Genomic DNA, 26972 nt, shown 5'->3' on the forward strand with positions numbered 1-26972 from the left:
ATGGAATCAATTAACAAAAAATTATCGTTAACATATAGATTTTTGCGGGTTATTGGATTGAACTATTCTGAGGAGGAATATGGCCAAGTATCCTTATGGAAGGTTATTTGTAGAGGCTGCAAAACTTATAGAGACTCGTTTTTAATTAATTGTGTAATGGAATCTTGGATTCTTTCTCCTTTGCTCCCGAGAAAAATAAGACCATGGATTTTGAAGAAAATAGGTTGTCATGTTGGTAAAGATATATTTGTCGGTGATCATGTTAGAATAGATGCAGGTCATGCCGATTTAATATATATAGAAGAGCATGCTCATATAACAGGTGGTTGTAGGTTATTATGCCATCAAAGAAATCTTAAAAGTTATTGTGTTGGTGATGATGCTGCAAAATTACCATATAGCCTTGGTGAAATTCATATTGGCAAAGGAGTAATGATAGGTATGGAAACGCTTATCATGCCTGGTGTTACTATAGGGGATGGCGCAATTGTGGGGGCTTACTCCCTAGTGACTAAGGATATACCAGCATGGACAGTTGCAACAGGAAGACCTGCTAAAGTTGTAAAAAATATCTCACAAAGAGAATAATATGAATATACTATCATATGATATAGAAGAATGGTACATTGAAAAGAAATTCAATGGCGCAAGAAAAGAAAAGTACAAGGAATATGATGAATATTTTCATCGTATTTTGGATGTGTTGGATGCACGAAACTTTAAGGCAACATTCTTTTGTGTAGGTGGTATCGCTACTGATTTCCCTTATGTAGTGAAGGAGATTGCTAAGCGTGGACACGATATCGGCTGTCACTCTAACGAGCATACTTGGTTGACAAAGATGACTCCAGAGCAATTGCAATTGGATACTAAAACTGCTGTTGCTGCACTGGAAGATTGCTGTGGTCAGAAGGTCGTTAGCTTCAGAGCTCCTGCATTCTCTATTGGAGAGAATAACAAATGGGCGCTAGAAGTGCTTGCTGAGTGTGGTATTGAGTGTGATTCATCGTTATTTCCAGCTAGGCGTGACTTCGGCGGTTTTGATAGCTTTCCAACCAGCAATCCTTCGATTGTTGAGTATAAAGGTGCCCGAATCAAAGAATTTCCTATTATGCTTGCACCACTGTTTGGAAAACAGGTAGCCTATTCAGGAGGTGGTTATTTTCGTCTTTACCCTTATAACTTTGTGTCAGACAATATGAAAAAGAATAGTTACAATATCTGTTATTTTCACATTGGCGACTTGATTTATAACAAGGAGAAGATAATGACTCGAGACAAATATGAAACCTACTTTCAAGAGAATGGATCATTAAAGAATCGTATATTGCGATACTTCAAGTCTCATGTAGGCACTAAGGGCGCATTTAGCAAGATGGAACATCTTTTTGATGAATTCGAATTTATGAGTCTGGCGCAGGCTGATAGGAAACTCAATTGGAACAACATTGATTTAATAAACTTGTAAGTTCAAACAATGGTCTATAAATAATCGGGTTATGTATAAGCATTTCTTTAAACGTTTAATTGACTTTTGCATTGCATTCATAACTTTGTCAATTCTATTTTTGCCATTGGCAATTGTCACTATTTGGCTGCATTTCGCTAATAAAGGAACTGGGGCTTTCTTTTTCCAGAATCGTCCCGGTAAAGATGGAAAGATATTCAAGGTAATCAAGTTCAAGACCATGACGGATGAACGGGATGCTGACGGTAATTTACTGCCTGATGCGGATCGGTTGACGAACGTAGGGCGTTTTGTTCGTTCTACTTCAATCGATGAATTGCCCCAGCTGATAAATGTCCTGAAAGGGGATATGGCGTTGATCGGACCTCGTCCCTTATTGGTTCAATATCTACCATTGTATAGTAAAGAGCAAGCTCGTCGTCATGATGTGCGACCGGGTATTACCGGATGGGCACAAGTGAACGGACGTAATGCGATCAGTTGGACGAAGAAGTTCGAACTGGATGTCTGGTATGTGGACCATTGTTCGTTCTTGTTGGATGTAAAGATCATCTTTTTAACGATAAAAAAAGTGTTTGTCCGGGAAGGTATTTCACAAGAGGGGCAGGCTACGATGGAGTTTTTTACGGGTAATAATTAAACGGATATGTATTTATACGGTGCGAGTGGTCATGCTAAAGTGATCATAGATATATTAAAAGCGAATCATATAGAGATAGAAGGTCTTGTCGATGATAATCCGAATATAAATGAACTTTTAGGTTATCCGGTTTTTCATGGAAAAGAAGATATTTCACCTCTGATAATAAGTATAGGAGATAATAAAATACGCCAGGTTATCGCTCATAAATTGAATGTTGAGTTTGGAACGGCGATACACCCGTCTGCGATGATCTCTCCTTATGCTATTGTACGGGAAGGATCGGTTATAATGCAGGGAGCGGTTGTCCAGTCTTGTGCCTGTATAGGGAAACATTGCATTGTTAATACCGGAGTGTCAGTTGATCATGAATGTGTGATAGGAGATTATGTGCATATCTCTCCACATAGTACGCTTTGTGGAAACGTTCATGTTGGTGAAGGTTGTTGGATCGGTGCAGGTACGACGGTTCTACCGGGTATCAAGATTGGAAAATGGTCTGTGATAGGTGCTGGCTCGGTGGTTGCCAAAGACATTCCGGATGGGGTTTTGGCTGTAGGAAATAGATGTAAAACGATAAAGGCATTGAATATCGAAATGTTAACCGGTGTTAACGGGGGGGGGGGTAAATTACCTTCTTAAACCTCTTTTGGCAGCAAGAGCTGCTTTGGAGCGTCATGATCTTCGAGGTAATATTAATATCCTAATCACCTCTGCTGGAAAGCGGGTTACATTGACAAAGCTGTTTCAAGAAACATTGAGACGTTTTTATCCTGAAGCGAAGGTGTTCACGACAGATATGAATCCTGAGATGACTCCTGCCGGGATTGTTTCAGACGGGTGCATAGCTGTACCGAGGGTGACAGATCCCGGTTATATAAAGATGTTGCTGACAATATGTAAGGAAAAAGGAATTCGGATTATCGTGCCGACGATCGATACAGAATTATTGGTATTGGCTGAGAATAAGAAGCTGCTTTGGGAGAATGGGGTAGAACCGATGGTCTCGGAATTGCCTTTCATACAAGCCTGCCGGGATAAGCGGAATACCGGGACATTTTTGAATAGCCATGATATTCGCGTTCCGGCTCCAGTGGATAAATATCATCCGACTTTTCCACTTTTCGCCAAACCATATGACGGTTCCTTAAGCAAAGACCTGTATGTCGTTAGGTGTAAAGAGGAATTGACACCGGAAATATTGAATCATCCGAAATTGATCTTTATGGAATATATTGACAAACAAGAATACAAGGAATTTACGGTCGATATGTATTATGGCAGAGATAATAGGGTGAAAGCCATTGTGCCCCGCGAAAGAATAGAGATCCGTGCCGGTGAGATCAACAAAGGGTTTACCCGCAAAAACTATTTGGTTCGGTTCTTGAAGGAACGGCTGGACTATTTGCCGGGTGTGGTTGGTTGCATCTGTATCCAATTGTTCTATAGGGAGTCGGACGACGATGTGGTCGGGATCGAGATCAATCCACGGTTCGGCGGGGGATATCCACTGTCCTATTATGCGGGAGCCAACTTTCCGGAATATGTCGTAAGAGAGTATATGTTGGATGAAACGTTGACCTATATGGATACTTGGGCGGACAATACTTTGATGCTCCGGTATGACAACGAGGTAATCGTATATGAAAAATAAGATTTTCATTTTTGATCTAGATGATACGTTGTATAAGGAAATCGATTTCTTATACTCTGCTTATCTGGAAATTGCCGGATGGATAGAATTGAAGTTCTCCTTGAAAGGAATCTATGTTTTTATGTTGGAAGCCTATAAAGAGAAAGCGGATGTCTTTTCTCGTTTGATCGATACTTACGATTTGTCGTTGACGAAAACGGATTTGTTGTCCGTCTACAGGTCTCATCGTCCCGATATCCGGTTGGAACTTGATACCTTGAAGGCTTTAGAAATTCTGAAGCAGGATTTTATGCTGGGGATGATAACGGATGGTCGCTCAATTACCCAACGGAATAAGTTTCGAGCATTGAGACTTGACCAATTTATCGAAAACGAGAACTTGGTCATATCCGAAGAGTTTGGCTCTGAAAAACCGTCGGAGAGGAATTTTATGTTTTTTCAGAATAAATATGCCGATGCGAAGTTTGTCTATGTCGGGGATAATCTTCGGAAAGATTTTATCACACCTAATAAGCTGGGGTGGAAAACGATCTGCCTGTTGGATGATGGAAGAAATATCCACCGTCAGGACTTTTCCTGTCAGGAAGAGTATCTGCCGGATGTAAAGATACGTACTCTGAAAGAATTATTGTCTTTGTAGATTTAATTATAAATTATAATGAACAAACGAATTTACCTTTGCCTTGCCCACATGAGCGGCAAAGAACAGACTTTTATCCAAGAAGCCTTTGATACCAATTGGGTTGTACCCTTGGGACCGAATGTGAATGGGTTTGAAGAGGATCTGAAACATTTTGTAGGTAATAATAAGGAAGTTGTAGTACTTTCTGCCGGTACGGCAGCCGTCCATCTTGCATTGTTGGCCTGTGGTGTGGGACCGGGGGACGAAGTGATTGTACAGAGCTTTACTTTCTGTGCTTCTTCGCATCCGGTGACTTATCTGGGGGCTACTCCGGTATTTGTGGATTCGGAGGCGGATACTTGGAATATGGACCCGGAGTTGTTGGAAGAGGCTATTAAAGATCGGATCGCCAAGACAGGCAAGAAGCCGAAGGCGATTGTTCCCGTTTATCTGTATGGTATGCCTGCTAAGATTGAGGAGATTATGGCGATTGCCAATAAGTATGATATTCCGGTTATCGAGGATGCTGCCGAAGGATTAGGCAGCCGGTATGACGGACAGGTTTGTGGTACGTTCGGACGGTATGGGGTACTTTCTTTCAATGGGAATAAGATGATTACGACTTCCGGAGGCGGTGCATTAATTTGTCCGGATGAAGAGGCAAAAAGGAAAATCATGTTCTATGCTACCCAGGCTCGCGAGTCATATCCTTATTATCAGCATGAAGAGATCGGTTATAATTACCGTATGTCGAATATCTGTGCCGGTATCGGACGCGGGCAGATGACAGTACTGGAAGAACATATCGTCCACCATCAGTACACTTGCCGTCTTTACAAGGAGTTACTTGCCGGAGTAGAGGGAATCGTACTGCATGAAAATCCATCTTCCCGGTTCGATAGCAACTATTGGCTGAATACAATCCTGCTTAATACTGACTTACATGTGAAAGGTGAAGAACATGCCTATGAAGTGGTTGTTCAGGGAGCTGTAGGTGGTGCTGCCGGAGTGACCCACGAAGCTTCTTCTTTGCATACGGATTGTGAGCCAAACAAGAATGTAGAGGCGATGCGTATGGCTTTGGATGCTGCCGGTATCGAATCTCGTCCGCTATGGAAACCAATGCATTTGCAACCCGTTTATAAAAATAATCCTTGTTATGTGAACGGTGTAAGTGAATCTTTGTTCAAACAAGGGCTTTGTCTGCCAAGTGGCCCATGTGTGACGGATGAGGATGTGGTTTATATTGTGCAAGAGATCAAAAAGGCGATTCAGAAGTAAATGATTCTCGGTTATACGCATAACATCATTAATCTTTTCGATACGGAAGAACTGATAACTTTTCTTTATTCCTACCATCCCCGTTTCAGGAAGTACATAGAACAACGTGGCTTCAAATTCGATCAGCGTGTGATCCGGTATGAACAGCAGGGATGAATAAAGACGAGTGAGGAAGTTGAGAGTTTTTTTACAATCTATCTAAAATTCCTCAAGGATTTTTGGGGACAATATGATAGAGTGGACAATTCGGGGCATAAAATAGCCGTAGAATGTAAGTTTAAGAGATTAGTTAATCCAATCTCTATTCCGGCTTTAAGTAATCTGGCCGACGAAGAAAATATGTCCGGTCGCTACATTGCCAATATCAATATGGACGAAACCTATAAAGAAACCCGTCTGATGCCGGGAATACTGGCTGACAGGATAAAAGTATAGATAAAACAAAGTCCCCCTCGAAATGAAGGGAACCTTGAGTTAACGAATTTCATTTTTAGACAAACCTCTGTTATCCCGCCTATGAGAGGAATAATTTACACAAACACCCAACCCCGCCCATCAGCATCAAGCTATATCCGGACATTCCGAGCCAGTCGGCTCCGGGAGGGAGGCTTTCTTGCCGGGTTCCCCAGTCCCCCTGTTCGAGAGCGAGAGTATCGCTCCGATACAGGTCAGGGTCACTTCCGTCTCCCGCATCAGGAGGGAGAGGAGGCTCAGCAGGAGCAGGCAGAGGATGAGGACAGGGGCAGTCACCGGTTGCCGGTTTTCGCTTGCGGGGAAGGATGATCCGGGCAAGGCTGGTGAGGAAGTTGAGAATTGTTTCAAGGACATTCATGGGAATTGAAAATTATAAATTGAAAATTGAAAATTAATTGACCGATAACCGCTCTATCGAGCGGCAGATCGACACTAGCATACGCTGGTAAGCGGCACGGTTGTCACCGTTCACTTCGCTGATGTATTTGCTGTAGGCAATCTCTTTGGCATAAGCCGCAGGGTGGAAGGTGAGAGTCGCTGCCACAGGATAGGCAGAGTGGATCAGGCGGGCGAAGTCGAGGAAACTGTCTTCTGGTGAAGCGTACCGGCGGAACCATAAGGTCGGACGGCCGGTGACGGCAGATAAATCGGTCCGGTCGCCTTTCCAGAAAGGGTTGGGACGGCCGTAAGCCGTGATGCCGAAAAAGTTATGATGCTCCTTGCAAAGTGTACTTTCGCCCCAGCCGGTTTCGATGGCGGACTGGGCCAGGATGATGACCGGGTTCATTCCGAATTGCACTCCCGCCTTTTGGGCGAGAGGCAAATACTGTTTGATGAAATCTTGCTTTTTCATGGTGCGTCATTACTCGATTTCAGGACGGTCACTCCCTGAGCCACTGTTGTCGGAAGAGGTGATCGGTACAATTTTCTCAAACTTCGGTTTCGCTGTGACTTCTTTCAGCATGGGACCCGGTGTGAAAACGATACGCCCCTTTTTGAACAGACTCGTGGTGAAATCATCGGCAACCGCTGTTCCCTTGCTGCCAGCCAGCATACGGAAGTTACCGAAATCGCCCACCTGGACTACTTCGCCGTTTTCCAGATGTTGGCGCATGACGTATAACAAACCGTCGATCACTAACATGACATCACCGCGTGAAGCCGTAGAATAAGAAGCAATGATTTCGCAGAGTTTGTTAAACTCCAGTTTCTGTTGGGCACGGATCTGGCCGTAATACAGCTTTGAACCGGCAGCAGCATCTTTACTCTTGTCAAGACGCTGTACTAAATGATACTTTAAAGCCATGGGAAATAATTTTTTAATTTGACAATGTGCCAATATGCCAATGGAAATGCTCCGAAAGCTATTGACGATTAACTGGTTGGTTATCGATAACAATACAAAGGTACACAGATGGGAAAACGCAAATTCCTTTCTGTCCTTCAACGGGAAGATCGATGAATATTTGTTCTTATTTTCATTCAGTTATAGAAATAATTGAACTATCCCGTTCCCGTGCTCGACACGGGATCGCAAAGGCACAGACCATATCGACTTTCAACGAGGCGAGCCTCGTGCCGCAGGCTCTATTTTGCCGTTGGTTTCAACCAACGGTTCTAAATACAGGAGGCAAAGCCTCTTCCTCTGTGGGATTTATCCCCTTTCATTATACATATCAGGAAAAGGGGTTGAAACCCACAGAGGAATCCGGTAAAACCGGAAAGATTATCTATCCGTCAGTTGAAACTGACGGCAAAAGAGAGCCTACGGCATGGGGCTTTGCCCCATTAAAGAGATACAAATAGCTCACATCTGACAATAATTGATCTATTCGCAATACTCAATGTCTGTATTAAGGGGCGCAGATGAATATGATTGAATCTCTTGAAATAATTGAGAATAAAGTTGATTATGTCGTTTTTATTTTGTAACTTAAAGGCATGTAAAACAATGGATAATGGAATATGGAAGAAGAAAAATTCAAGATCAGATCGTACGGTTGGCAGGAGTTGGCATTGTTGTATGGACAGGGACTTACGCCTGAATCGTCTAGTAAAAGATTAAGTAAATGGGTACAGGTCAACCCTTCGTTGATAAATGAACTGGAACGATGCGGATGGAAGAAGGGGAAAAAGACCCTGACACCGATACAGGTGCAGGTTATCGTCCGTTTTCTGGGCGAACCATAAGTGAGAAAACAGATAGTTATGCGTGGCGGATTACATAGTTATCCGTATGCGATTATATAGTTAGGAAATTGACAATTAAAAAAGGCTTTCTGACAGCATAATACAATTGTCATATGAATTTATTTATCAAAAAACATATCGATCTGATCAAGATCGTAAAAAAAGAATCGGTGCTTTGACCGGTAGAAACCTTGCGTATACGTACCTGGAGGAAGTAATCGAAAAGAACGATGATAAAATCGGTCTGGTATTAATGCTCATCCCTGTCCTGGCATGCAATGACACGAAAAGCACGAGTCGTTGGGATAGTCTGCGAATGCAGTTTTTCGAAAACAATAAAGAATTGATCCTGCATCAACTTGGGTACATGAATCTGGTCGAGGCTTTTGAAAAAATACCATTGGATGAAAAGGGAAAGACGAAAGTGATAGAACTGTTTCTTGAAATGAGAGAAGCCGGTTTACTCGGAGATATTTCTTACGGAAGATTGGCCGCCGCCCTGCTCACCATTTTTGAAATGAATTGTACGAAAGAATACCTCAGTTCACATTTGAGTCATTCGTAGTATAGATTATACTAGTTTAACAAACTGTATTTACACAAAAATACGTATTTTAATTTTATAACCTGTTGTCAGAAAGCCTTCTAAAGAAATAAAATGCGGAAAAAAGCGGGTTGCCATCCGTTTCCGAACCGTCTACTTTTGTCTTCGTAATGCAAGTTGAAAATCAATGTTTATTTTTTATATGTTCTTTTAAGAAGTTCTTTAATATATATAGAAAATAGGGTAATGCGTCTCAAAAGCGTTTCGAAAAAGCTCAAATCTTTTTGTTAACCGGATGAGTAGCGTTTTAAAAGTGTTTCAAATTGCGTTTCAGATGTTACACGTTAAAGTAATACACATGAGACAAGAAAACAAAGAACATGAACGGGTGGCGCTCGAATATATGGGGCATTCATTCGTAAAAGTACCCAGAGTCTTATATGCTAGGGTATTGAGTTTGGAGAAAGAAGAAAAAATGTTAGCCGGGTTGCATTTGGTTTTGTTTATTTCATGCAACTTCGATGACAGGGTGGTGAAATTGGGAAATAACCAGGTGATGAGTTACAGAGGGGAGTATGTAGGCACGTATCGTGAGCTGTCGCGATTGTCGGGAATACCTTTCGGCTCGATCAGCCGCTTGCTTGAAAAACTGGAGAAAAGAGAACTGGTCGAGATAGTCCGGGTACCGGGCGGCTCTGTCATCCGCGTAAACGGATACGATAAATTCTGTTTTGCTTCGGAGAAGGAATACAAGTTGCGGGACACAGGTAAAATCAGTCGGACAAACGATGCGAAACAGGCGGAAGATGCCGCTGCACGCCTGTCGGAGGCTGAGGCCAAGATAGGGGGAAGAAGTAAGCAATATCCGAATAAAAACGTTAACTGAATCGACCATGACAACAGACAATATCGAAAATAAAATATTCGCAGGAGAAAACAACATCAGTGTGGAACAGGTGGAAGAAGCCGTTATCAGCGCTTTGCTGCTCGATGCCGAGGCGATAGTGGGCACCTTTCCCGTCTTGAAACCGGAGATGTTCAGTCGTCCGGACCTGGCATTTATTTATCAGGCAATCAGCAATCTTTATGACAAGGGGGAAACGGTGGATATGATCACAGTCGATACCGAAATGCGTAAGACCGACGAGAAGCGTTGGAAGGAGTGGGGCGGTATTAAACGAATGGCTTCGCTGGTAGGACGCATACGCCATATTTCAGGTTTGCCTTATTATGTGGAAGAGGTGAAAAGACAGTATATGCTCCGCCTGTTGAACACTCTTTTTGTGACGCTGGGCGCAAAGGCGGCCGGGTTCGAGTCTTCTTACACACTGTTGATAGAAGAGGCGGAGCGGTCGTTGCTCGAACTGCGTGAGAGATGCACGGTGGGTAAACCGCTCGAACGTATCGGGTGTACGGCCAATGAGGTGCTTCAGATGCATCGTGAACGGTTGAGTACGGGGAATGACAGAATGCGTATCCTGTCGGGGATCGAAGAGTTCGATTACGTGACGGGCGGACTTTACAACGGTGAACTGTTGGTGGAAGGCGGACGTCCGAGCGACGGAAAAACGGCTGTCGCCATGCATATTGCCATGAATGTCGCACTTTCGGGAAAAGCGGTCTGTTTCTTCAGCCTGGAGATGACGGCTATGCAGACGATGAACCGTCTTTTTGCCGGTTATGCTAGTGTGGATGCTGATCATTTACGTATCGAGGGACTGACGACGGCTGAACTGGAACGCATGGAACGGCTGGCGGGAAAGTTTGAAGACCTGCCGCTCTTTTTCGACCATACGCCGGGCAATAGCATAGAGAATATTCGTGCCCAGGTGATGTTACAGAAAAAGAAGGGGCAGTGTGACCTGGTAGTGATCGATTATCTGCACCTGATGGAACGCAAAGGACACGCCGGGGAGACGATGGACCAGTTGGTGGGTCGTAATATAGAAGGAGCGAAACAGGTGGCGGTCGATACCAATTGTCCGGTGCTGGTCTTGTCGCAGATGAACCGTAATAGTGTACAACGTATCGAAAAGGCGTATGTCCCTGAATTGCATGATCTGCGTGATTCGGGTGTGATCGAACAGGTGGCGGATTGTGTCTTTTTTGTTCACCGTCCCGAACGTTACGGTATTTTCAAGGACGAGACGACAGGGGAGAGCCTGCGGGGTGTAGGAAAATTATATATACTGAAAACACGAAACGGATCGACCGGGATTGCTCGTTTCCGTTACAATAAGTCATTTACCCGTATTACTAACTATGACAACCGGATGCGTTATGAAGAAGAGTGATTTTCAACAAATAAAATCATCTGTTCGTATCGAGGAGGTGATCGGCGGTTATCAGCATTTGGAGCCTAAGGGGAAGAATTATGTCGGACTGTGTCCGTTTCATCCGGACCACCATCCGTCGTTGATGGTGAATCCCGAAAAACAGACTTATTCCTGTTTTGCCTGCGGGGAACATGGGGATGTATTCGAGTTTGTCAGGAAGATGGAACATTGTACGTTGAGTGACGCGGTCAGGAAACTGGCGGCAGGCAGATTTGCTGAGGGTAAGCCGGGTTTCGTGATGCCCGGTACAGGGCGGATGGCTATCAAACGACAGGCGATACAGCCTGTAAAGGATTTTGCGGCTTTTATGAAACTGTTGTTGCCTTATGCCTGCGGGTGTTCGGAGCTTTCGGCGGCTTATCTGGATTTTGAAGTGGGCATGTCGCCTGTGCAGGTGCCTGCCGAATGGAAGGTGATGCGCAACCGGATTATTTTTCCGGTGCGCGACGAGTATGGAAAACTGGTCGGGATGGGAGCACGCCGGTTGTGTGATGAAGATACTTCGGTTCCGAAATATATCAACTCGTCGGCAGCCGACGGGTATGACAAAGGGGCTACCTTGTACGGACTCAACCGTGCGGTGGCGGTGATACGGAAAGAAGATTATGTGTTTATTACCGAAGGATATAAAGATGCGATTGCGATGCATGCTGCCGGGTTTGTCAATACGGTGGCTTTGTGCGGGACGGCTTTGACCGACAGCCATATTGTTTTGCTGAAGAAATATACCAACCGTGCCTGTCTGTTGCTCGACGGTGACGAGGCGGGGCAGGCGGCTTCGAAGAAAGCGGTGTTGCGCTTGCGGGAAGCGGGGATGGATGCCGATTCGGCGTTGATTCCTGGCGAGGGAGATCCGGATTCTTTATTCCGTCGGTTAGGCAGGGAAGAGTTTGCACGGATGATCGGGCGGTTGCAGAACAGGCCGCATTCGTCGGAGTGTGCCTTGCTGACGGTTTGCCTGTTGTATCCGGAGGCTACTTTTCGTTTGAGAGGGGAGGAGTACCTGTTTATCGACCTGGTGGCTTCGGCCCTGGAGACGGATGATCTCTGGTTTGAGGATGCGGACCATCAGCGTATTTTCGAACATTTGCAGGAGGCTGGAACGGAGGACGGGTTGTCGGCCCCGCTTCAATGTGTTGTTGCTGAACTGCATCGGGAATATGATACTCAATTACAGACTGATCTGGAACTGTTATCATCCGATGTATATCTGCCTTATCTGCTATTCCTGTACAGCGAAGCTCGTTTGCTCCGGCTGATCTCCCGGCTGGTCCGTCAGGTAGTACAGGAAGACCATGAAGAGTTGCAGCACGAACTGGTTATAAAGCTGGCGGAACGCCGGGAACAACTGCGCCACGTTTCGGTGTGGCTGGATAGGCCGGGGGCGGTTTGATAATTGAAAATTAAAAATTGAAAATTGAAAATTAGGGTTTTATTTGTTTTGGCTGCGGGCTTTTTGCTGGGCGGTTCATCCTTATACGCTCAACATTCGATGGGGGTGACGGGATTATTGAATATTCCGACGGCAGATATGCAGGTAGACGGGACGTTTATGGTGGGGGCGAATTATCTGCCGGAACAGATGCTTCCTGATTTCTGGGATTATAATTCCGGGAATTATTTCCTGAATGTGACATTTCTGCCTTGCCTGGAGGTCGGTTATCGCTGTACGTTGATGAAGCTTAAAACGGGTAAATGGAATCAGGACCGTTCGGTGTCGTTGCGGATACGTCCGTTGAAAGAGGGAAAGTATTGGCCGTCGGTGGTCGTGGGGAGCAATGACGCTTTGACGACCGGGCAACTGAATACGTTCAGTGAAGTTACTGGTAACCGTTATTTTTCGTCGGTGTATGGGGTAGCGACGAAGCACTTCCTACCCGGCGGCCATGACCTGGCGTTTACATTCGGATGGAATATCCCGTTCCGTAAGCATGCTGTTCGTGACGGAGTCTTTGGAGGAATGAGTTATTCGCCGGCCTTCTTCCGTCCGCTTTCCTTGATGGCGGAGTACGACGGTAGTGCTGTGAATATGGGCGGTAACGTGCGTCTTTTCAATCATTTTACGGTACATCTGTTTTGTTACGACTTGAAAGCGGTATCGGGTGGGATACGGTATGAATTGGTATTGCTCAAAAAGAAGGGAGGCCGGCAATGAGAAGAAGGTGTTTGGGAATGGTTTGCCTGATGGCCTGGGGAATGGTTGTCGTACTGATGGGGCAACAACCGGCGGGAAGATCGGTGGCTGAAGCGGCTGAACAAACTTTGCTTTCGCTCGGCATGGAAGAGATACGGGTGGCACAGACCGATTCGGTTTGTACGATAGCCTATGAAGATAATATATACCGGGGTACGTATCGCGGACTGGCGGCTGTGATTGAAGCCTTGCGTAGCCTGCCGGAGACAGAACAGGCGGCAGCGTATGAGCTGGTGGTGTTGGACGACTGTATACCGCGTTTGTTATTGACACTGCCCCGGCAGACGGCGGCATTGGAGGTGGGTTACGATACGGATGAGGCGATGCGGCGCTTGAAAGGGAAGGAACGCAGAAATAAGATGGCGGGACGGATAGATGTGGTGTTGTATCCGGAGCTGTTTTTACAAAATTCATGGCTCGATAAATTATATGGGGTAGCGGTCAATTTCTCTCCGGCTATCCAGATGGACCTTTGGAAAGGGGCGGTGCTGACGGGACAGGTCGTGTTGCCGGTTTATACGAATATGACTGATTTCCGCAAATATATACGTCCGGGAGTGATTACGCTGCGGCAGGAATTTCGTCTGCCGGGTGGTGTGTCGGGACGGCTTACGGCCGGAAACTTCACGGGTAACCGGATGGGAGTGGATGCCGGCCTCCGTTACCAACCGGCCCGGGGACGGTGGTTGGTGGGTGCGAATGTCGGACTGACCGGGTCGAGTACCTGCTATGGCGGGGAATGGGTGGTGTCGACCTGGAGAAGGGTGTCGGGTTCCGTCTGGGGACGGTATAACGAGCCGAATTATGGTTTACAGATAGACCTGGCGGCCGTGCGGTTGGTGTATGGCGATATGGGAGCCCGGTTAGATTGTCGCCGTCATTTTGGCGAGGTGACGGTCGGAGTATATGGCTTGTTTACCGATGGTGAGATGAATGGTGGTTTTCATTTTGCTCTCCCGATTCCGGGAACGAAGCGGGGGAAACGCAGAGCCGTCCGTTTCCGGTTACCTGAATATTTTGCCCATGAATACAGGGCTCGTCATGGCGGTTCGTATGGCGACGAATTATTAGGTTACAGCTACGAAGTCCGCCCCGACGAAAACGGCAGCCGGGGATATGATGCCCCGGATTTTGTGAAGAAGGAGATTCTGAGAATTGTTACAAAATAATTTCCTGTATAGAAATATTTGAGCCTACTTTTCCCTTGATGGAAAAGTAGCCAAAAGATCAAGGCTGCACCTGCTTCGCTACTTCGCATCCTCCGTTCGCTGTCGTCTGTGAACTCGCTTCGCTCAAACAGCACAGCCTCCGGACGCTCTCTGCGGCTGCTTCGTTTAACGCTCATCAGCTGATGCCTTTCATAGAACGCTTTGCGTTCTTCTGGGATTGCCGATACCGGCTGTTGAAAAAGAGAGGATCTGTTATATTATATAGGTGTCTGTCTCGGCCATCCTAGGAGGAAGCACAGCTTCCTTGGAAAGGCCTAAGCGGGTGAACGTCCGCGGAGGTGAAAGACGGAACGGTAAAGAAAATCCGTTGTTTGAGCGTAGCGAGTTTCGGATTTTCGAGTGGAGTCTTTCACTGAAGCAGTGAGGCCGGTTGAGCCTTGATCTTTTGGTTACTTTTCTATCAAGAGAAAAGTAACATTCAAACCTGAAAAGAATTGAAATAACTGCTTTTCATAAACATATTATCAACAAATAATAAATATTAATTAATCCATTTTTAGTATGAAAACAACTAATTTCTGGTCGTTGAGCCTGTTGGCTGCAACGCTGATGGTGGGGGGATTGTCCTTCAACTCATGTAAAAAAGATGAAGTGGAACCGGTTCCCGAAGTAGTAGAGAACCCTTTGGAAAAAGAAGCCTATTTTATTACCGGTAAGGTAACGGACGGAACAAATGCGTTGGCTGATGTTTCCGTATCTGCCGGAGAGGCGTCGGCAAAAACGGATGCAACCGGTACTTACCAAATCGAGGTGAATAAAAAAGGTTCTTTTGAACTGAGCTTTGTCAAAGACGGCTACCTCACGATTAAACATGAAGTGACAGTAGATAGCAAAGCAGAAAAAGGCACCACCGTATTTTACTCGCAGATACTGACTAAGCAGGCTGAATCTGTCAAAGTAACTCCGGAGAAAGACACTTTGCTCAGTGTTACGCAAAATACCGAAGCGTTTGTTCCTGCCGGCGCAGTGGAAAAAGAAACGGAGATAGCAATCACGGCATTTGTACCGGCTGCTGATAAAAAGCTGAAAGAGGTGGCCGATAAAGCGGTGTCGACTTCTACTCCGCAAACAACATCTTCTGCATTGGCGCTGTCTAGCTTTGATTGCCAACCGGACGGTGTCAAGTTTGAAAAGCCGTTGGAAATAAGGGTGAAGGCTGTGGAAGCCGATAACGATGTTTATTTCACGGAAGTGAAACATTATGTCAACGGAACGGATAAAGCCGAAGCTATTTATGATGATTCGGATAAATCTTATGTCTTGCAGCTGGATGGTTTTTCTGTACATGAGTTGAAAGTGGTTACTGATTTGTCTGCTGAACCGAATAGTGAAACCATCTTGTCTGAAAGTGTTGATAACCTGGGAAAAACAACGGCTGTATCGAAAGATTTTTCCGTTAAGGCGAAAGAAGGTTGGAAAGTCATATCCAAAAGCGAAGGAGTGAAAGGCGATATAGAGGCTAAGCTAATGGCTGCTTTAAGGAATGCCTTGGCTTGTGAAGGCGTTTCCGAAATCGCAATGGCAAAGAGTATGGCGGTAAGCGGCGATATGAAGATGACTGTTACTTATAAGCAGGCAGTAATAAAATATACGATTCGTGTTAAGACCAACCGTGGTGTGGAAAGCATTGTGGCCGAACAGTATGGAGCGGTATCGCAAAATATCGAGAAAGAGCAGGGAAACATGAAACCTGAGCATAATTAATACTGTAAGTAACTATGTTTAAGAAGTATGTGGCCTATTTGGTCGTGTGTATGGCGGTATTTTTTACCGCCTGCACATCGACTAAAAAAATTATCTATTTGCAGGATGTCGTTCCGCTGAAACAACAGGAAATCGAACAAAAATATGAGGTGATTATCCATGGTGACGATTTGCTGGCTATTATGGTGAACAGTCGCGACCCGGAACTGGCATTGCCTTTCAATATGCCGATGGTAAGTTATCAATTGGGTTCTAACACTGGCGGACAGCAACGTGTTTTAGGGTATCTGGTGGATACGAACGGAAACATCGACTTTCCCATCTTGGGAGAAATCCATGTGGAAGGCTTGACCCGTATGCAGTTGACCGAACTGATCAAAAACAAGCTGATCGAAGGCGATTTGATTAAAGACCCGATTGTGACGGTACAGTTCCTGAACTTCAAGATTTCCGTGATGGGCGAAGTTGGCCGTCCGGGTAGCTTTACTATCTCCGGTGACCGTATCACATTGTTGGAGGCTTTGAGTATGGCAGGTGACCTGACAATCTACGGACGTCGTGACCGGGTAGGGGTGATTCGCGAAAATAACGGAAAACGTACAATCCTGTTCCATGACTTGCGTTCGGCTGATATTTTTAATTCTCCCTGTTATTACCTGCAACAGAACGATATTGTTTATGTGGAACCGAATAAAGCGAAATCGGGTCAGAGTAGCATTAACCAGAATAATTCGATCGGAGTCTGGGTTTCTGTTATCTCCTTGCTGACTACGATTGCGGTATTAATCTTTAAATAATCGGATTACAAATGAATTCTGAACAAGAAACAATCAACTTGCGAAGAGAAGAAAACGAACTGAACCTGAGTGACCTATTCCATATTGTGTTGGCCAACTGGTATTGGTTCGTTTTATCTGTCCTGGTTTGTGCCGGAGTCGCTGTTCTGTATCTGAAATGGGCTCCTAAAGTCTATACACGTACGGCATCGGTACTGATAAAAGACAATAGCAAGGGTGGAGGGCTCAGCGAGTCGGCAGCTTTCGAAGAGCTGAATATGTTCAATGTAAAAAGTAATGTGGACAATGAAGTGTTGGTCTTCAAGTCGAAGCGTCTGATGTCGGTAGTGGCTGAACGGTTGAACCTGGATATCAGCTATACGATAAAGGACGGGTTGCGGACGGAAGAGTTGTATACGCAATCGCCGATAGCCGTACGGTTCCCGGAAGCGGAGGCTTCGCAATCTTTTTCATTGGTGGCGACACCTTTGTCGGCCGGAGAGGTTTTGCTGTCCGGTTTCTCGACAGATGAGGCTAAGAGTTTGAAAGTGGCATTGAACGATACAGTCTCCACTCCGGTGGGTAAACTGGTGGTGACCCCTACGTTGTATTATGCGGATAAATATTTCGGGAAGGCGGTAACTATAAGTAAGCGGAACAGGGAGGAGATCGCTTTGGCATACAGCAATTCCCTTCAGGTGGCGCTGGCCAGTAAGACGGCGACGATCATCAACCTGACATTGCAGGACGTATCCATACCGCGTGCCGAAGATGTTCTGAATATGTTGATTGCCGTGTACAACGAAGACGCGATAAACGATAAGAACCAGGTAACGGTGAACACCTCCAACTTTATTAATGACCGTTTGATCATTATTGAAGAGGAGTTGGGCAGTGTGGATGCCGATATCGAAACGTATAAACGGGAAAACCAGCTGACGGACATCAGTTCGGAAACGGGAATGTACCTTCAGGAGAGCAGCCAGTATAGCAAAGAAGGACTTGGACTGGAGAATCAGGTGACTTTGGCGAAATATATACGCGATTACCTGACGGACCCTCATAAAAGTGCTGACCTGATACCGGCCAATACCGGTATTGCGGATGTGAACATCGAAGGACAGATCAGTGAGTACAACAACCTGTTGCTGAAACGTGACAAACTGATTGGTAATAGTAGTAATAAGAACCCGGTGGTGATGGACCTGAATAATTCGCTTAGTGCGATGAAGCAGACGATTATCCGGGCTATCGATAACCTGATTGTCGGTCTGAATATCAAGATAAAGAATATCAGAGAGCGGGAAGCTCAGACCAGCCGCCGTATTTCGGCTGTGCCGACACAACAGAAATATGTGTTGTCTGTCGAACGCCAGCAGAAGATCAAGGAAGAGCTGTATCTCTACTTGTTGAATAAGCGGGAAGAGAATGCTTTGTCGCAGGCGATTACCGAAAGTAATGCCCGTGTGATCGATGCGGCGCAGGGAAGCCGGAGTCCGGTGGCACCGAAATCGATGATGATCTTATTGGCGGCAGTAGTGCTGGGATTAGCTATTCCGGCAGGTATCATCTGGTTGCAGATGGTCATGAATACGACTGTGCGTACACGTAAGGATGTGGAAGATGCCGTATCGATCCCGTTCCTGGGAGAGATTCCTTTGCGCGACAAGAAGAATAAAGATGAAATAGTCGTCCGTGAAAATGGGCGCGACAGTATTTCGGAGGCGTTCCGTATTGTCCGTACGAATATGGATTTCATGCGTGTGAAAGCGAAGGATATGAAAGTGGTGATGTTTACTTCTTTCAATCCGAATGCAGGAAAGACATTTGTATCAATGAATCTGGCTATGAGTTTTGCCCTGACTCGAAAAAAAGTGATACTGGTCGATCTCGATATTCGTAAGGGTACCCTTAGCGGCCATGTTAGTGGAACCACTAACATGGGAATAACAAACTATTTATCTGGAAAAGTGGATGACATCAACTCTATCATAAAAAAAGAGGAACTTGCCACAAACCTGGATATTATCCATACCGGCCCTGTGCCTCCGAATCCTTCCGAACTATTGTTGAGCGACCGTTTGGAAGTTTTGATCGAAGAGTTGAAGAAACGGTATGATTATATCATTCTGGATAATGTGCCTGCCGGCTTGGTTGCCGATGCAGCGATTGTAAACCGTGTAGCCGACCTGACCATTTATATCCTGCGTGCCGGGTTGATGGACCGCCGGCAGTTACCGGAGCTGGAAAAGTTATACAGACAGGATAAATTCAGGAATATGAGTCTGGTTTTGAATGGTGTCCGCTATAATCGTTCGGGTTATGGTTATGGTTACGGTTATGGCTATGGATACGGCTATGGTTATGGCTACGGGAACGAAAAGAAAAAATAAAAACTATTTTCCAATATGCTGACCTGGTTTAGCTCAAAGAAAAACATAATCCGTACCACATTGCTTGAAGGAATGACAGATGTGCATGCGCATCTGCTTCCTAATGTGGACGGTGGATCGGAGTCGTTGATGGACTCGATCGCTGCATTAGAGAGAATGAAGGAAGCCGGTGTGAAACGGATATTTCTGACTCCCCATATTATGGCGGAGTTTCCTAATAATACACCGGAACTCCTGTGTGCAAAGTATGCTATTTTGAAGGAATGTTGTCCTCCGGAAATAGAGTTACACCTGGCTGCCGAGTATATGCTGGACGATGGTTTTGAGGCATATATGAAGGGAATGTTATTTACACTTCCCGGCAGACAAGTCTTGGTTGAGACTTCCTGTTTGTCGGCTCACGACAAATTTCTGACAATCCTGTTTGACCTGGCATTGGATGGGTATATGCCTGTTATCGCTCATCCGGAGCGATATGGGTATATGAAACAGGAGGACTATTCTTATTTGAAAAGTAAAGGGTATAGATTTCAACTGAACCTGTTTTCCTTAGCCGGCTTACAGGGTAAACAGGTCCGGCAGGTAGCAGAGCATTTGCTCCGTGAAGGGTATTATGATTATGTCGGTACCGATTTTCATAAACTAAGTGAGTATGAGAAAGGATTGAGGACTTTACGCTTGTCTGGGGAACAGGTCCGGTTGGTACGCAAATTATTAGATAACAATGAAATGCTTTTGAAATAACAGATCAAACATAACAAACAATTAAAAATCGTAAAAGATATGATGAACAAAAGAGAGTTGATATACTCCATTGCAGAACAGACAGGGTACACGCAAAGTGCTGTACGAAAGGTATTGAATACATTTATCGATACTGTATTTAATGAAGTAAAATCAGAGAACAAGGTAAGGATAGGAGGGCTTGGTGTTTTTTCACCCGTGCTCCAGAAGTCCCGCCCTGTTCGTAATCCGCAAACAATGGAACCTATTATGCTTGCTCCGAGAACAACAATAAAATTCCGGACAGCAGACGATTTGGTCCGTAAACTGAATAATCAGGAAGAATAGCGGTATAGGTTTTATTCGTGTTCAATATTTAACTCTGTATTTTCCGGTTTCAGCTAAAAATAATACTGGGAAATACAGAGTTTTTTATGAAATATTCATGAGGTTATAAAGCAATGACTAAAAAAAACGATCGTTTTTTTTAGTCATTTATTTTGTGCAAATATATTTTATATTAAATGAAAAACAAAGCATTTTTAATCTTTTTATTTTACTGTATTACAGATAGATAAATGTAATTTTTCAAGAAGTTGCAATAATCATCATATATTGAATTTTACCCTTGAAATAGTGACTAGAAAAAACGATCGTTTATTCTAGTCATTATTTTTTTGTGAAAATGTAAAAAGTGAAGAATATATGGTGTTAATTATTTACTATGATATTTATTATGCAAGAAAAAAGAAATTATAAAGTTGATTTTTATAGCATTATGAATTATTGCAATAAAGGTATTTTGTTGTTTTATAAGCCTAAGTATCTTTTATTTATTGTTTTGATTATTAGTGTCTTGCAAAAAATGAATTGTCAGAATATAGCAGTGAAAAGTAATGTTCTCTATGATTTGACGTCATCTTTGAATATCGGTGGGGAGATAAAATGTAATGATACCTATTCTATCAGTTCGATTATAAGTTATAATCCGTGGACTTTTGCTGATAACAGAAAGATGAAGCATCTTCTTATACAACCGGAGCTCAGGAAATGGTTTGGCGATGTTTTTCAGGGAAGTTTTGTCGGTATACAGGCTCATTATGCTCGTTTTAATGTCGGAGGGATACTATCCGATTATCGTTTTCAAGGAAATCTGGTTGGTGGCGGGGTTTCTTACGGATATCAATGGATGATAAGTCCGTTGTGGAATCTGGAGGCCAGCATTGCGTTTGGATATGCTTATTTGAGTTATGATAAGTACGGGCGGAAGGAGGGGGCATCTCTGATAGAAAAGGCGCATACTAATTATGTCGGTCCGACTCAGATAGGTCTCTCTTTAGTCTACTTTATACAATAAAAAAACGATAAATATGAAAATCAATTTGCTCGTGTTATTGGGCTTATTCTTTATTAGCAATTCTTTATCTGCAAAAGATATCGATGTGGAGATAAAATCGCAATCCTGTTTTGTGGCAGGGGATTCGCTAATGGTGTCGATAAAATACATGGTCAATGCGCATGATTTTGCATCAGACGAAGCCCTGACGCTTATTCCGGTTATTAAAGAAAACAGGCAGGAAAAAGAGTTGCCTCCCGTTTTATTAAATGGTAAAAAAAGACATCGTACTTATGAACGGAACCGGGTTTTAAATAAGAGAAAAGGAATTAAAGGAGATGACTTTTTTCTTGTAAAGGAACTGTCGGAAAAAGAACCTTGTGAAATAGTCTATACTACTTCTGTTATTGCGGAGAACTGGATGCGTAAACCTGAGTTGTTTTTGAAAATGAACCGGTTGACTCATTCCGGGGAGATTATTAGGGAAGAGGTCCGTTTGACGCATCCTGGTTTGTCTTCGGATAGCGGGAAACCGCTTGTTGTGGAGGGGGCCGTATCTTCGTCGACAGTGTTCGGCCTGTCAGGATTAAAGGCATCTTATATTTCTCCTGAGAGCGATGCAACGGATATACGTAATCAGAAAGAACTGAATTTTAATCTGGAGGAAGCCCGTGTAGTGGCTGAAATGAACCCTCAGATGCTCTCTTTGCGTGAGCTGTATATGGTTGCATTAAGCTATAAAAATGAACCGGAACAGTTTTATAAGATAATCGAAACAAGCGTCAGGATTTATCCGGCTCATCCGGTAGCCAACCAGAATGCGGCAGCGGCAGCCATCGAACAGGGAAACTGGCAGGCTGCCGGACAGTATCTGCAAATGGCGCCCCATGAAACGTTGGCCTATAAAAACTGTAAGGGTGTGTATGAGTTAATGACCGGAAATTTGTATGAGGGTATCCGTTTGCTGAAGTCTGCAAAAGCGGAAGGCTCGGAAGAAGCCGGCATGAATCTGACATTATTTTTTGAGAATAATAAACGTCATTGAGTTAGTCTGGAATATTATTTACTAAATACTTTTATCGTATGAAAAACAAACTTTTTGTAAAATCGGTATGGCTGTTATGCCTAGCTTTGGGGCTGGCCGGATGCATTAATGATGCAGATGTTTTGCCGGAAGATAATTCCGGTTTTGTGGATGGAGGAGAAGGAAATGTCCGTTTTGCTTTTGTTGTGCCCAACAATTCTTCAACTAAAGCTGGGGATGCCGAAACTTCGGGTATTTATGAAACCGGAAATGCGAACGAATATAATGTGAAGTCGCTTAATGTCTATCTGTTTAATTCGGATACGAAGGCTTTATATAAAAAGATTCGACTGGAAAATATAACGCGTACGGCCGGTCCGCAATTACCGGAAAATAGCTCATCCGGAAATCAAAACGAGCATGTTGTGAAATATACGGCCAACCGGGTGTTGATAGACCCGGGTACGTATGATATCTTTACGATTGCCAATGGAGATGTTACGGGTTCTTTCAGTACAGAAAATGAGTTTATAAACCTGGTGGATAGGTCTACTTATAAGGATGGTTTCGGAGTCTTGACCGAAGACGGCACATTGCAGATGACAAACCGTGCCGATAACAGCGGTTTGTATGATGGTACGGTCGATTCAAATCTGAAAGTGACAGTTCGTGAGATTTTGCCGTCGGAGGAACCGGATATCGTGACTATCAATCTGGAACGTGTGATGGCTAAAGTCCTGGTCGGGCAGTCGAAAGAGGATTACAGCCTGGTTGACGGAAATGGAAAAGAGTATGTTTCCATCAGTCTGACCGGATTCCAGTATATCAATTTGAGCCGGTGGTTCTATACGTTTCGTCACACGGCGGTGCTGACAGCCAATAATGCTCCTTCTTCCTATACTATTGCTAATGGAAATTTTGGAGAGATAAATGCGAATAACGGTTATGTGATTGACCCTTATTTCTTTTCGAAAACGGTAGATGGGGCGAAAGGGTTTGATAATCCGGATGGTTATTATGCTTATCCATTGACCTCTGTGGCTGAAAGCTGGCAGTCGGTTCCGGTTGATGCGTTCCACGGTTTTTATTGTCTGGAGAATTGCATGTTTAAAACGGCACAGTTGAATGCTTATTCGACCGGGGTACGGTTTAAGGCAAGTTTTGTTCCCGGTACGCTTTGGGGAGAGGGTAAAGAGGCAACTAGTGCAAGGCCTGATATTATTTATTATGCAAACTATAAATTTTATAGCAGTATCAAAGCGATGAAAGATGCCGGACTTAAACTGGATGGCATTACGGAAGATTCGACTGATGAAGAGTTGGCAAAGTTCTTTGTGAAACGTTACCGGAAAGATCCGGAAGGTAACAATTACTATTGCTATTATAATTATTGGATCAGGCATCTGGATAATAACAAGGAAAATGAAATGGGAGTTATGGAGTTTGCGATAGTACGAAATAATATTTACCGTTTGCTGGTGACGAACATCTCCGGACTTGGTTCTGGAACTCCGGAAATCGATCCGGAAAAACCTGATGAATACGAAGCTTATCTGAAAATGGATTTTAATGTTTTACCCTGGATCGTCCGAAATCAGGGTGGGGACGGAGGCGCAACCCTTAAATAAGTATATATCGTTTTTCGGGAGAACTATTTGTTTCCCGTTAAAACAAGCCAAAAAGTCCCGGATATCCGGGACTTTTTTTGTATGATTTTTTATGTAAAGATCAGAACCACTTTATTTTTCTGAAAATAAAGAAAGCCAATGCCGATAAAGTGATGGAGAAAAGTACGAGGATGACAAAGCCATGTGGCATGTCTTCCACGTAATTGACCACATTCATTCCGTAGAAGCTGGCAATCAGCGTTGGTACCATCAGGATAATAGAGATGGAGGTCATGCGCTTCATGATGGTATTCACGTTGTTGGAGATGATGGAGGCGAAAGCATCCATCGTTCCGGTAAGGATATCGCTGTAAATGTTCACCGTGAGGTGTGCCTGTTTTAACTCTGTTTCGACATCTTCCAGCAATTCCGCATCCATATACATAGGTTCCTGGAAAATGCTTTGCAGCTTCGAGAGCATCACTTCGTTTCCACGGATAGAAGTGTTGAAGTAAACCATACTTTTCTCTAGTTTCATCAACCGCAGGAGATCTTCGTTACGGATACTCTTTTCCAGGGCTTTTTCGGCACGTGCCACTTCGTTGTTAATCTGTTTCAGATATTTCAGAAACCAGACGGCTGATGAGTGGATCAGGCGCAGGATCAGGTCGTATTTATGACGTACGACAAGTTCTTTACGCCGGCTATAACGGATGAAATCAGGCAATAACTCGGTTTTGTGATAACATACCGAGATAATAATCTCATTGTTGGTGATGATACCGATCGGAACGGTGGTGAAGGGAATACCGCTTTCCTTGCTTTGTACCGGGATACGCAGAATAGTCAGCAGCCAGTTTCCTTCATATTCGATACGCGGACGTTCGTCGGTATCGGCGATATCGCTCAGGAATGATTCGGGTACGTGAAATTGATTTAAAAGGTATTGGATGTCTTCGGGTGTAGGGCACTCTACATTTACCCAGCTGTTAGGAAGCCACTGGTCTTTCTCCACAAAACCGGCTTCACAATAAAGAAATGTTTTCATTATTGCCTCCTTTCGTTGTTAACACGAACAGAGGTAATAAGAAACCCCCCGTCCGCTAATTTTTACTTGTTAATGTTTCTCGCGGAATACTGTCGTCCATAATTAGTTAATTACTTTTTACGGCTGCAAAGGTAAAAAAAAGGAATGAATACCAAATAAAAATCGTATTTTTGGTGTCCGAAAATTACAAAAGAGAATGGCAGAAGGAACTAAAAATACCGGGAGAGGAAACTCCGGAAGGGGAAAGCAAAAACCTGTGGTCGTGTCCGATATGGGGCGTCTACAGCCACAGGCACGCGAGTTGGAAGAGGCCGTTTTAGGTGCCTTGATGCTTGAAAAGGATGCTTATTCGATCATTAGTGAGATATTGAAGCCGGAGTGCTTCTATGAAAAGTCGCACGAGATGATCTATGCAGCTATCGTGGATCTGGCAGCCAGCCAGCGTCCGGTCGATATGCTGACCGTGACGGAACAGTTGAGGAAACGCGGCGAATTGGATCAGGTGGGTGGACCGTTTTATATTTCGCAGCTCACCAGTAAAGTTGCCAGTAGTGCGCATATCGAATATCATGCCCGTATTATCGCCCAGAAATATCTGGCAAGGGAGTTGATCTCTTTTACGGCCATGATACAAGGGAAAGCATTTGATGAGACGATCGATGTGGAAGACCTGATGCAGGAGGCCGAAGGTAAATTGTTTGAGATTTCGCAACGGAATGTAAAGAAAGACGTGACCCAGATCAATCCGGTTATCAAGGATGCGATGGATTTATTGCAGAAAGCGGCAAACCAGAAAGAAGGTCTGAGCGGTACGCGTACCGGTTTCGATGCGTTGGATAAGATCACTTCGGGGTGGCAAAATTCCGACTTGATCATTATCGCTGCCCGTCCTGCGATGGGTAAGACGGCGTTTGTACTTTCGATGGCGAAGAATATGGCGGTGAACCATAATGTGCCGGTTGCTTTGTTCTCGCTTGAAATGAGTAACGTTCAGTTGGTAAACCGTCTGATCGTGAATGTATGTGAGATACCGGGTGAGAAGATTAAAAGCGGACGCCTGGAAAGCTATGAGTGGGAGCAGCTAGACTTCAAGATAAAGGAGTTGTATGATGCTCCGATTTATGTGGATGATACGCCGAGTCTTTCGGTGTTCGAATTGCGTACCAAGGCACGCCGTCTGGTACGTGAACACGGGGTAAGATGTATTATCATCGACTACCTTCAGTTGATGAATGCGAGTGGTATGAGTTTCGGTAGCCGTGAGCAGGAGGTAAGTACTATCTCCCGTTCGTTGAAAGGGTTGGCGAAGGAACTGAATATCCCGATTATCGCACTTTCGCAGCTGAACCGTGGTGTGGAAAGCCGTCAGGGAGCCGAAGGAAAGCGTCCGCAGCTGGCCGACCTTCGTGAATCCGGAGCGATCGAGCAGGATGCGGATATGGTTTGCTTTATCCACCGTCCCGAATATTATAAGATTACGGAAGATGAACGCGGTAACTCGCTGGTCGGTTTGGCGGAGATCATCATAGCCAAGCATCGTAACGGTGCGACGGGGGATGTGCGTTTGCGATTCAAGGGCGATTATGCGAAGTTCATGAATATTGATGAAGATGTGGCTGTCCGTGAGTTTTCATCGAATATGAACAGTGACGATCCGTTACCACCGATACCGCCTGCCGGTGCAGATTTCCTGAACCAGGGCAGTAGTAACGAGGTCCCGTTCTAATTA

At 44.5% G+C, this 26972-nt stretch carries 30 protein-coding genes; 26 read left to right on the forward strand and 4 right to left on the reverse strand.

Annotated elements, in window-relative coordinates:
- The 9 genes from NBH14_RS13600 to NBH14_RS13640 all read left to right on the forward strand — a co-directional run bounded on the left by NBH14_RS13600 (position 1) and on the right by NBH14_RS13640 (position 6100).
- Positions 1 to 588 (forward strand): acyltransferase, encoded by a 588-nt coding sequence (locus tag NBH14_RS13600; RefSeq protein ID WP_250817540.1) that lies wholly within the window; start codon positions 1 to 3, stop codon positions 586 to 588.
- 1 nt (position 589) lies between these two features.
- Positions 590 to 1468: a polysaccharide deacetylase family protein gene (locus tag NBH14_RS13605; RefSeq protein ID WP_250817542.1), complete on the forward strand. Its 879-nt coding sequence runs from the start codon at positions 590 to 592 to the stop codon at positions 1466 to 1468.
- A gap of 31 nt (positions 1469 to 1499) precedes the next feature.
- Entirely contained in the window at positions 1500 to 2108 is a 609-nt protein-coding gene (locus tag NBH14_RS13610) for a sugar transferase (RefSeq protein ID WP_250817544.1), read from the forward strand.
- 6 nt (positions 2109 to 2114) lie between these two features.
- Positions 2115 to 2750: an acetyltransferase gene (locus NBH14_RS13615; protein WP_250817546.1), complete on the forward strand. Its 636-nt coding sequence runs from the start codon at positions 2115 to 2117 to the stop codon at positions 2748 to 2750.
- A gap of 7 nt (positions 2751 to 2757) precedes the next feature.
- The gene (locus NBH14_RS13620; RefSeq protein WP_250817548.1) at positions 2758 to 3762 is read left to right on the forward strand and encodes an ATP-grasp domain-containing protein; all 1005 of its coding nucleotides are present in this window, start codon (positions 2758 to 2760) and stop codon (positions 3760 to 3762) included.
- Positions 3752 to 4402: an HAD family hydrolase gene (locus tag NBH14_RS13625; RefSeq protein ID WP_250817550.1), complete on the forward strand. Its 651-nt coding sequence runs from the start codon at positions 3752 to 3754 to the stop codon at positions 4400 to 4402. The genes NBH14_RS13620 and NBH14_RS13625 overlap by 11 nt, the downstream gene beginning before the upstream one ends.
- 18 nt (positions 4403 to 4420) lie before the next feature.
- The gene (locus tag NBH14_RS13630; protein WP_250817552.1) at positions 4421 to 5665 is read left to right on the forward strand and encodes a DegT/DnrJ/EryC1/StrS family aminotransferase; all 1245 of its coding nucleotides are present in this window, start codon (positions 4421 to 4423) and stop codon (positions 5663 to 5665) included.
- Positions 5666 to 5821, forward strand: a complete 156-nt coding sequence (locus NBH14_RS13635; protein WP_250817554.1) for a cupin domain-containing protein — start codon at positions 5666 to 5668, stop codon at positions 5819 to 5821.
- Positions 5822 to 5902: 81 nt separating this feature from the next.
- On the forward strand, positions 5903 to 6100 hold the full coding sequence (locus NBH14_RS13640) for a hypothetical protein (RefSeq protein WP_250817556.1): 198 nt from the start codon (positions 5903 to 5905) through the stop codon (positions 6098 to 6100).
- Positions 6101 to 6179: 79 nt separating this feature from the next.
- On the opposite strand, the gene NBH14_RS13645 is transcribed toward NBH14_RS13640, so the two are convergent.
- The 3 genes from NBH14_RS13645 to NBH14_RS13655 are packed head-to-tail and all read right to left on the reverse strand — an operon-like array spanning position 6180 to position 7445.
- The gene (locus NBH14_RS13645; protein WP_250817558.1) at positions 6180 to 6497 is read right to left on the reverse strand and encodes a hypothetical protein; all 318 of its coding nucleotides are present in this window, start codon (positions 6495 to 6497) and stop codon (positions 6180 to 6182) included.
- A 33-nt stretch (positions 6498 to 6530) separates the two neighbouring features.
- Entirely contained in the window at positions 6531 to 6992 is a 462-nt protein-coding gene (locus NBH14_RS13650) for a glucosaminidase domain-containing protein (protein WP_250817560.1), read from the reverse strand.
- 9 nt (positions 6993 to 7001) lie between these two features.
- Positions 7002 to 7445: an HU family DNA-binding protein gene (locus tag NBH14_RS13655; RefSeq protein ID WP_250817562.1), complete on the reverse strand. Its 444-nt coding sequence runs from the start codon at positions 7443 to 7445 to the stop codon at positions 7002 to 7004.
- A 152-nt stretch (positions 7446 to 7597) separates the two neighbouring features.
- On the opposite strand from NBH14_RS13655, the gene NBH14_RS13660 reads away from it, so the two are divergent.
- The 16 genes from NBH14_RS13660 (at position 7598) to NBH14_RS13735 (ending at position 24216) form a co-directional block, all read left to right on the forward strand.
- Positions 7598 to 7945, forward strand: coding sequence for a hypothetical protein (locus tag NBH14_RS13660; RefSeq protein ID WP_250817564.1), 348 nt, complete (start codon positions 7598 to 7600; stop codon positions 7943 to 7945).
- 159 nt (positions 7946 to 8104) lie between these two features.
- Positions 8105 to 8329, forward strand: coding sequence for a DUF4248 domain-containing protein (locus NBH14_RS13665; protein ID WP_186959623.1), 225 nt, complete (start codon positions 8105 to 8107; stop codon positions 8327 to 8329).
- 175 nt (positions 8330 to 8504) lie between these two features.
- Positions 8505 to 8894, forward strand: a complete 390-nt coding sequence (locus NBH14_RS13670; RefSeq protein WP_250817566.1) for a hypothetical protein — start codon at positions 8505 to 8507, stop codon at positions 8892 to 8894.
- 337 nt (positions 8895 to 9231) lie between these two features.
- Positions 9232 to 9759 (forward strand): MarR family transcriptional regulator, encoded by a 528-nt coding sequence (locus tag NBH14_RS13675; RefSeq protein ID WP_128135565.1) that lies wholly within the window; start codon positions 9232 to 9234, stop codon positions 9757 to 9759.
- Between the two features lie 7 nt (positions 9760 to 9766).
- Positions 9767 to 11167, forward strand: a complete 1401-nt coding sequence (locus tag NBH14_RS13680; protein ID WP_250817568.1) for a replicative DNA helicase — start codon at positions 9767 to 9769, stop codon at positions 11165 to 11167.
- Positions 11154 to 12602, forward strand: a complete 1449-nt coding sequence (locus NBH14_RS13685; RefSeq protein ID WP_250817571.1) for a DNA primase — start codon at positions 11154 to 11156, stop codon at positions 12600 to 12602. Before NBH14_RS13680 ends, NBH14_RS13685 begins: the two co-directional genes overlap by 14 nt.
- Before the next feature lie 99 nt (positions 12603 to 12701).
- The gene (locus NBH14_RS13690) at positions 12702 to 13364 is read left to right on the forward strand and encodes a YjbH domain-containing protein (RefSeq protein WP_250817580.1); all 663 of its coding nucleotides are present in this window, start codon (positions 12702 to 12704) and stop codon (positions 13362 to 13364) included.
- Positions 13361 to 14572 (forward strand): YjbH domain-containing protein, encoded by a 1212-nt coding sequence (locus NBH14_RS13695; protein ID WP_250817573.1) that lies wholly within the window; start codon positions 13361 to 13363, stop codon positions 14570 to 14572. Before NBH14_RS13690 ends, NBH14_RS13695 begins: the two co-directional genes overlap by 4 nt.
- A 561-nt stretch (positions 14573 to 15133) precedes the next feature.
- Positions 15134 to 16336: a carboxypeptidase-like regulatory domain-containing protein gene (locus NBH14_RS13700; protein WP_250817574.1), complete on the forward strand. Its 1203-nt coding sequence runs from the start codon at positions 15134 to 15136 to the stop codon at positions 16334 to 16336.
- A 14-nt stretch (positions 16337 to 16350) separates the two neighbouring features.
- The gene (locus NBH14_RS13705) at positions 16351 to 17133 is read left to right on the forward strand and encodes a polysaccharide biosynthesis/export family protein (protein ID WP_007657036.1); all 783 of its coding nucleotides are present in this window, start codon (positions 16351 to 16353) and stop codon (positions 17131 to 17133) included.
- Between the two features lie 11 nt (positions 17134 to 17144).
- A complete protein-coding gene (locus NBH14_RS13710; protein WP_186959615.1) occupies positions 17145 to 19505 on the forward strand; it encodes a GumC family protein in 2361 nt (786 codons plus the stop codon).
- Between the two features lie 15 nt (positions 19506 to 19520).
- Complete coding sequence (locus NBH14_RS13715; RefSeq protein ID WP_186959614.1) at positions 19521 to 20249, forward strand: tyrosine-protein phosphatase; 729 nt, start codon at positions 19521 to 19523, stop codon at positions 20247 to 20249.
- Between the two features lie 39 nt (positions 20250 to 20288).
- Positions 20289 to 20576: an HU family DNA-binding protein gene (locus NBH14_RS13720; protein WP_128135569.1), complete on the forward strand. Its 288-nt coding sequence runs from the start codon at positions 20289 to 20291 to the stop codon at positions 20574 to 20576.
- 430 nt (positions 20577 to 21006) lie between these two features.
- Positions 21007 to 21585, forward strand: a complete 579-nt coding sequence (locus NBH14_RS13725) for a DUF3575 domain-containing protein (RefSeq protein WP_186959613.1) — start codon at positions 21007 to 21009, stop codon at positions 21583 to 21585.
- 13 nt (positions 21586 to 21598) lie between these two features.
- A complete protein-coding gene (locus NBH14_RS13730; protein ID WP_186959612.1) occupies positions 21599 to 22609 on the forward strand; it encodes a DUF3868 domain-containing protein in 1011 nt (336 codons plus the stop codon).
- 38 nt (positions 22610 to 22647) lie between these two features.
- On the forward strand, positions 22648 to 24216 hold the full coding sequence (locus tag NBH14_RS13735; RefSeq protein WP_250817576.1) for an Mfa1 family fimbria major subunit: 1569 nt from the start codon (positions 22648 to 22650) through the stop codon (positions 24214 to 24216).
- 100 nt (positions 24217 to 24316) lie between these two features.
- On the opposite strand, the gene NBH14_RS13740 is transcribed toward NBH14_RS13735, so the two are convergent.
- Complete coding sequence (locus NBH14_RS13740; protein WP_128135510.1) at positions 24317 to 25243, reverse strand: magnesium transporter CorA family protein; 927 nt, start codon at positions 25241 to 25243, stop codon at positions 24317 to 24319.
- A gap of 196 nt (positions 25244 to 25439) precedes the next feature.
- Between NBH14_RS13740 and dnaB the strand changes: the two genes are divergently transcribed.
- Positions 25440 to 26969: a replicative DNA helicase gene (dnaB, locus tag NBH14_RS13745; protein ID WP_186959610.1), complete on the forward strand. Its 1530-nt coding sequence runs from the start codon at positions 25440 to 25442 to the stop codon at positions 26967 to 26969.
- Positions 26970 to 26972 lie beyond the last annotated feature (3 nt).

It is taken from the genome of Parabacteroides caecihominis (assembly GCF_023656785.1).
Classification (GTDB): Bacteria; Bacteroidota; Bacteroidia; order Bacteroidales; family Tannerellaceae; genus Parabacteroides; species Parabacteroides segnis.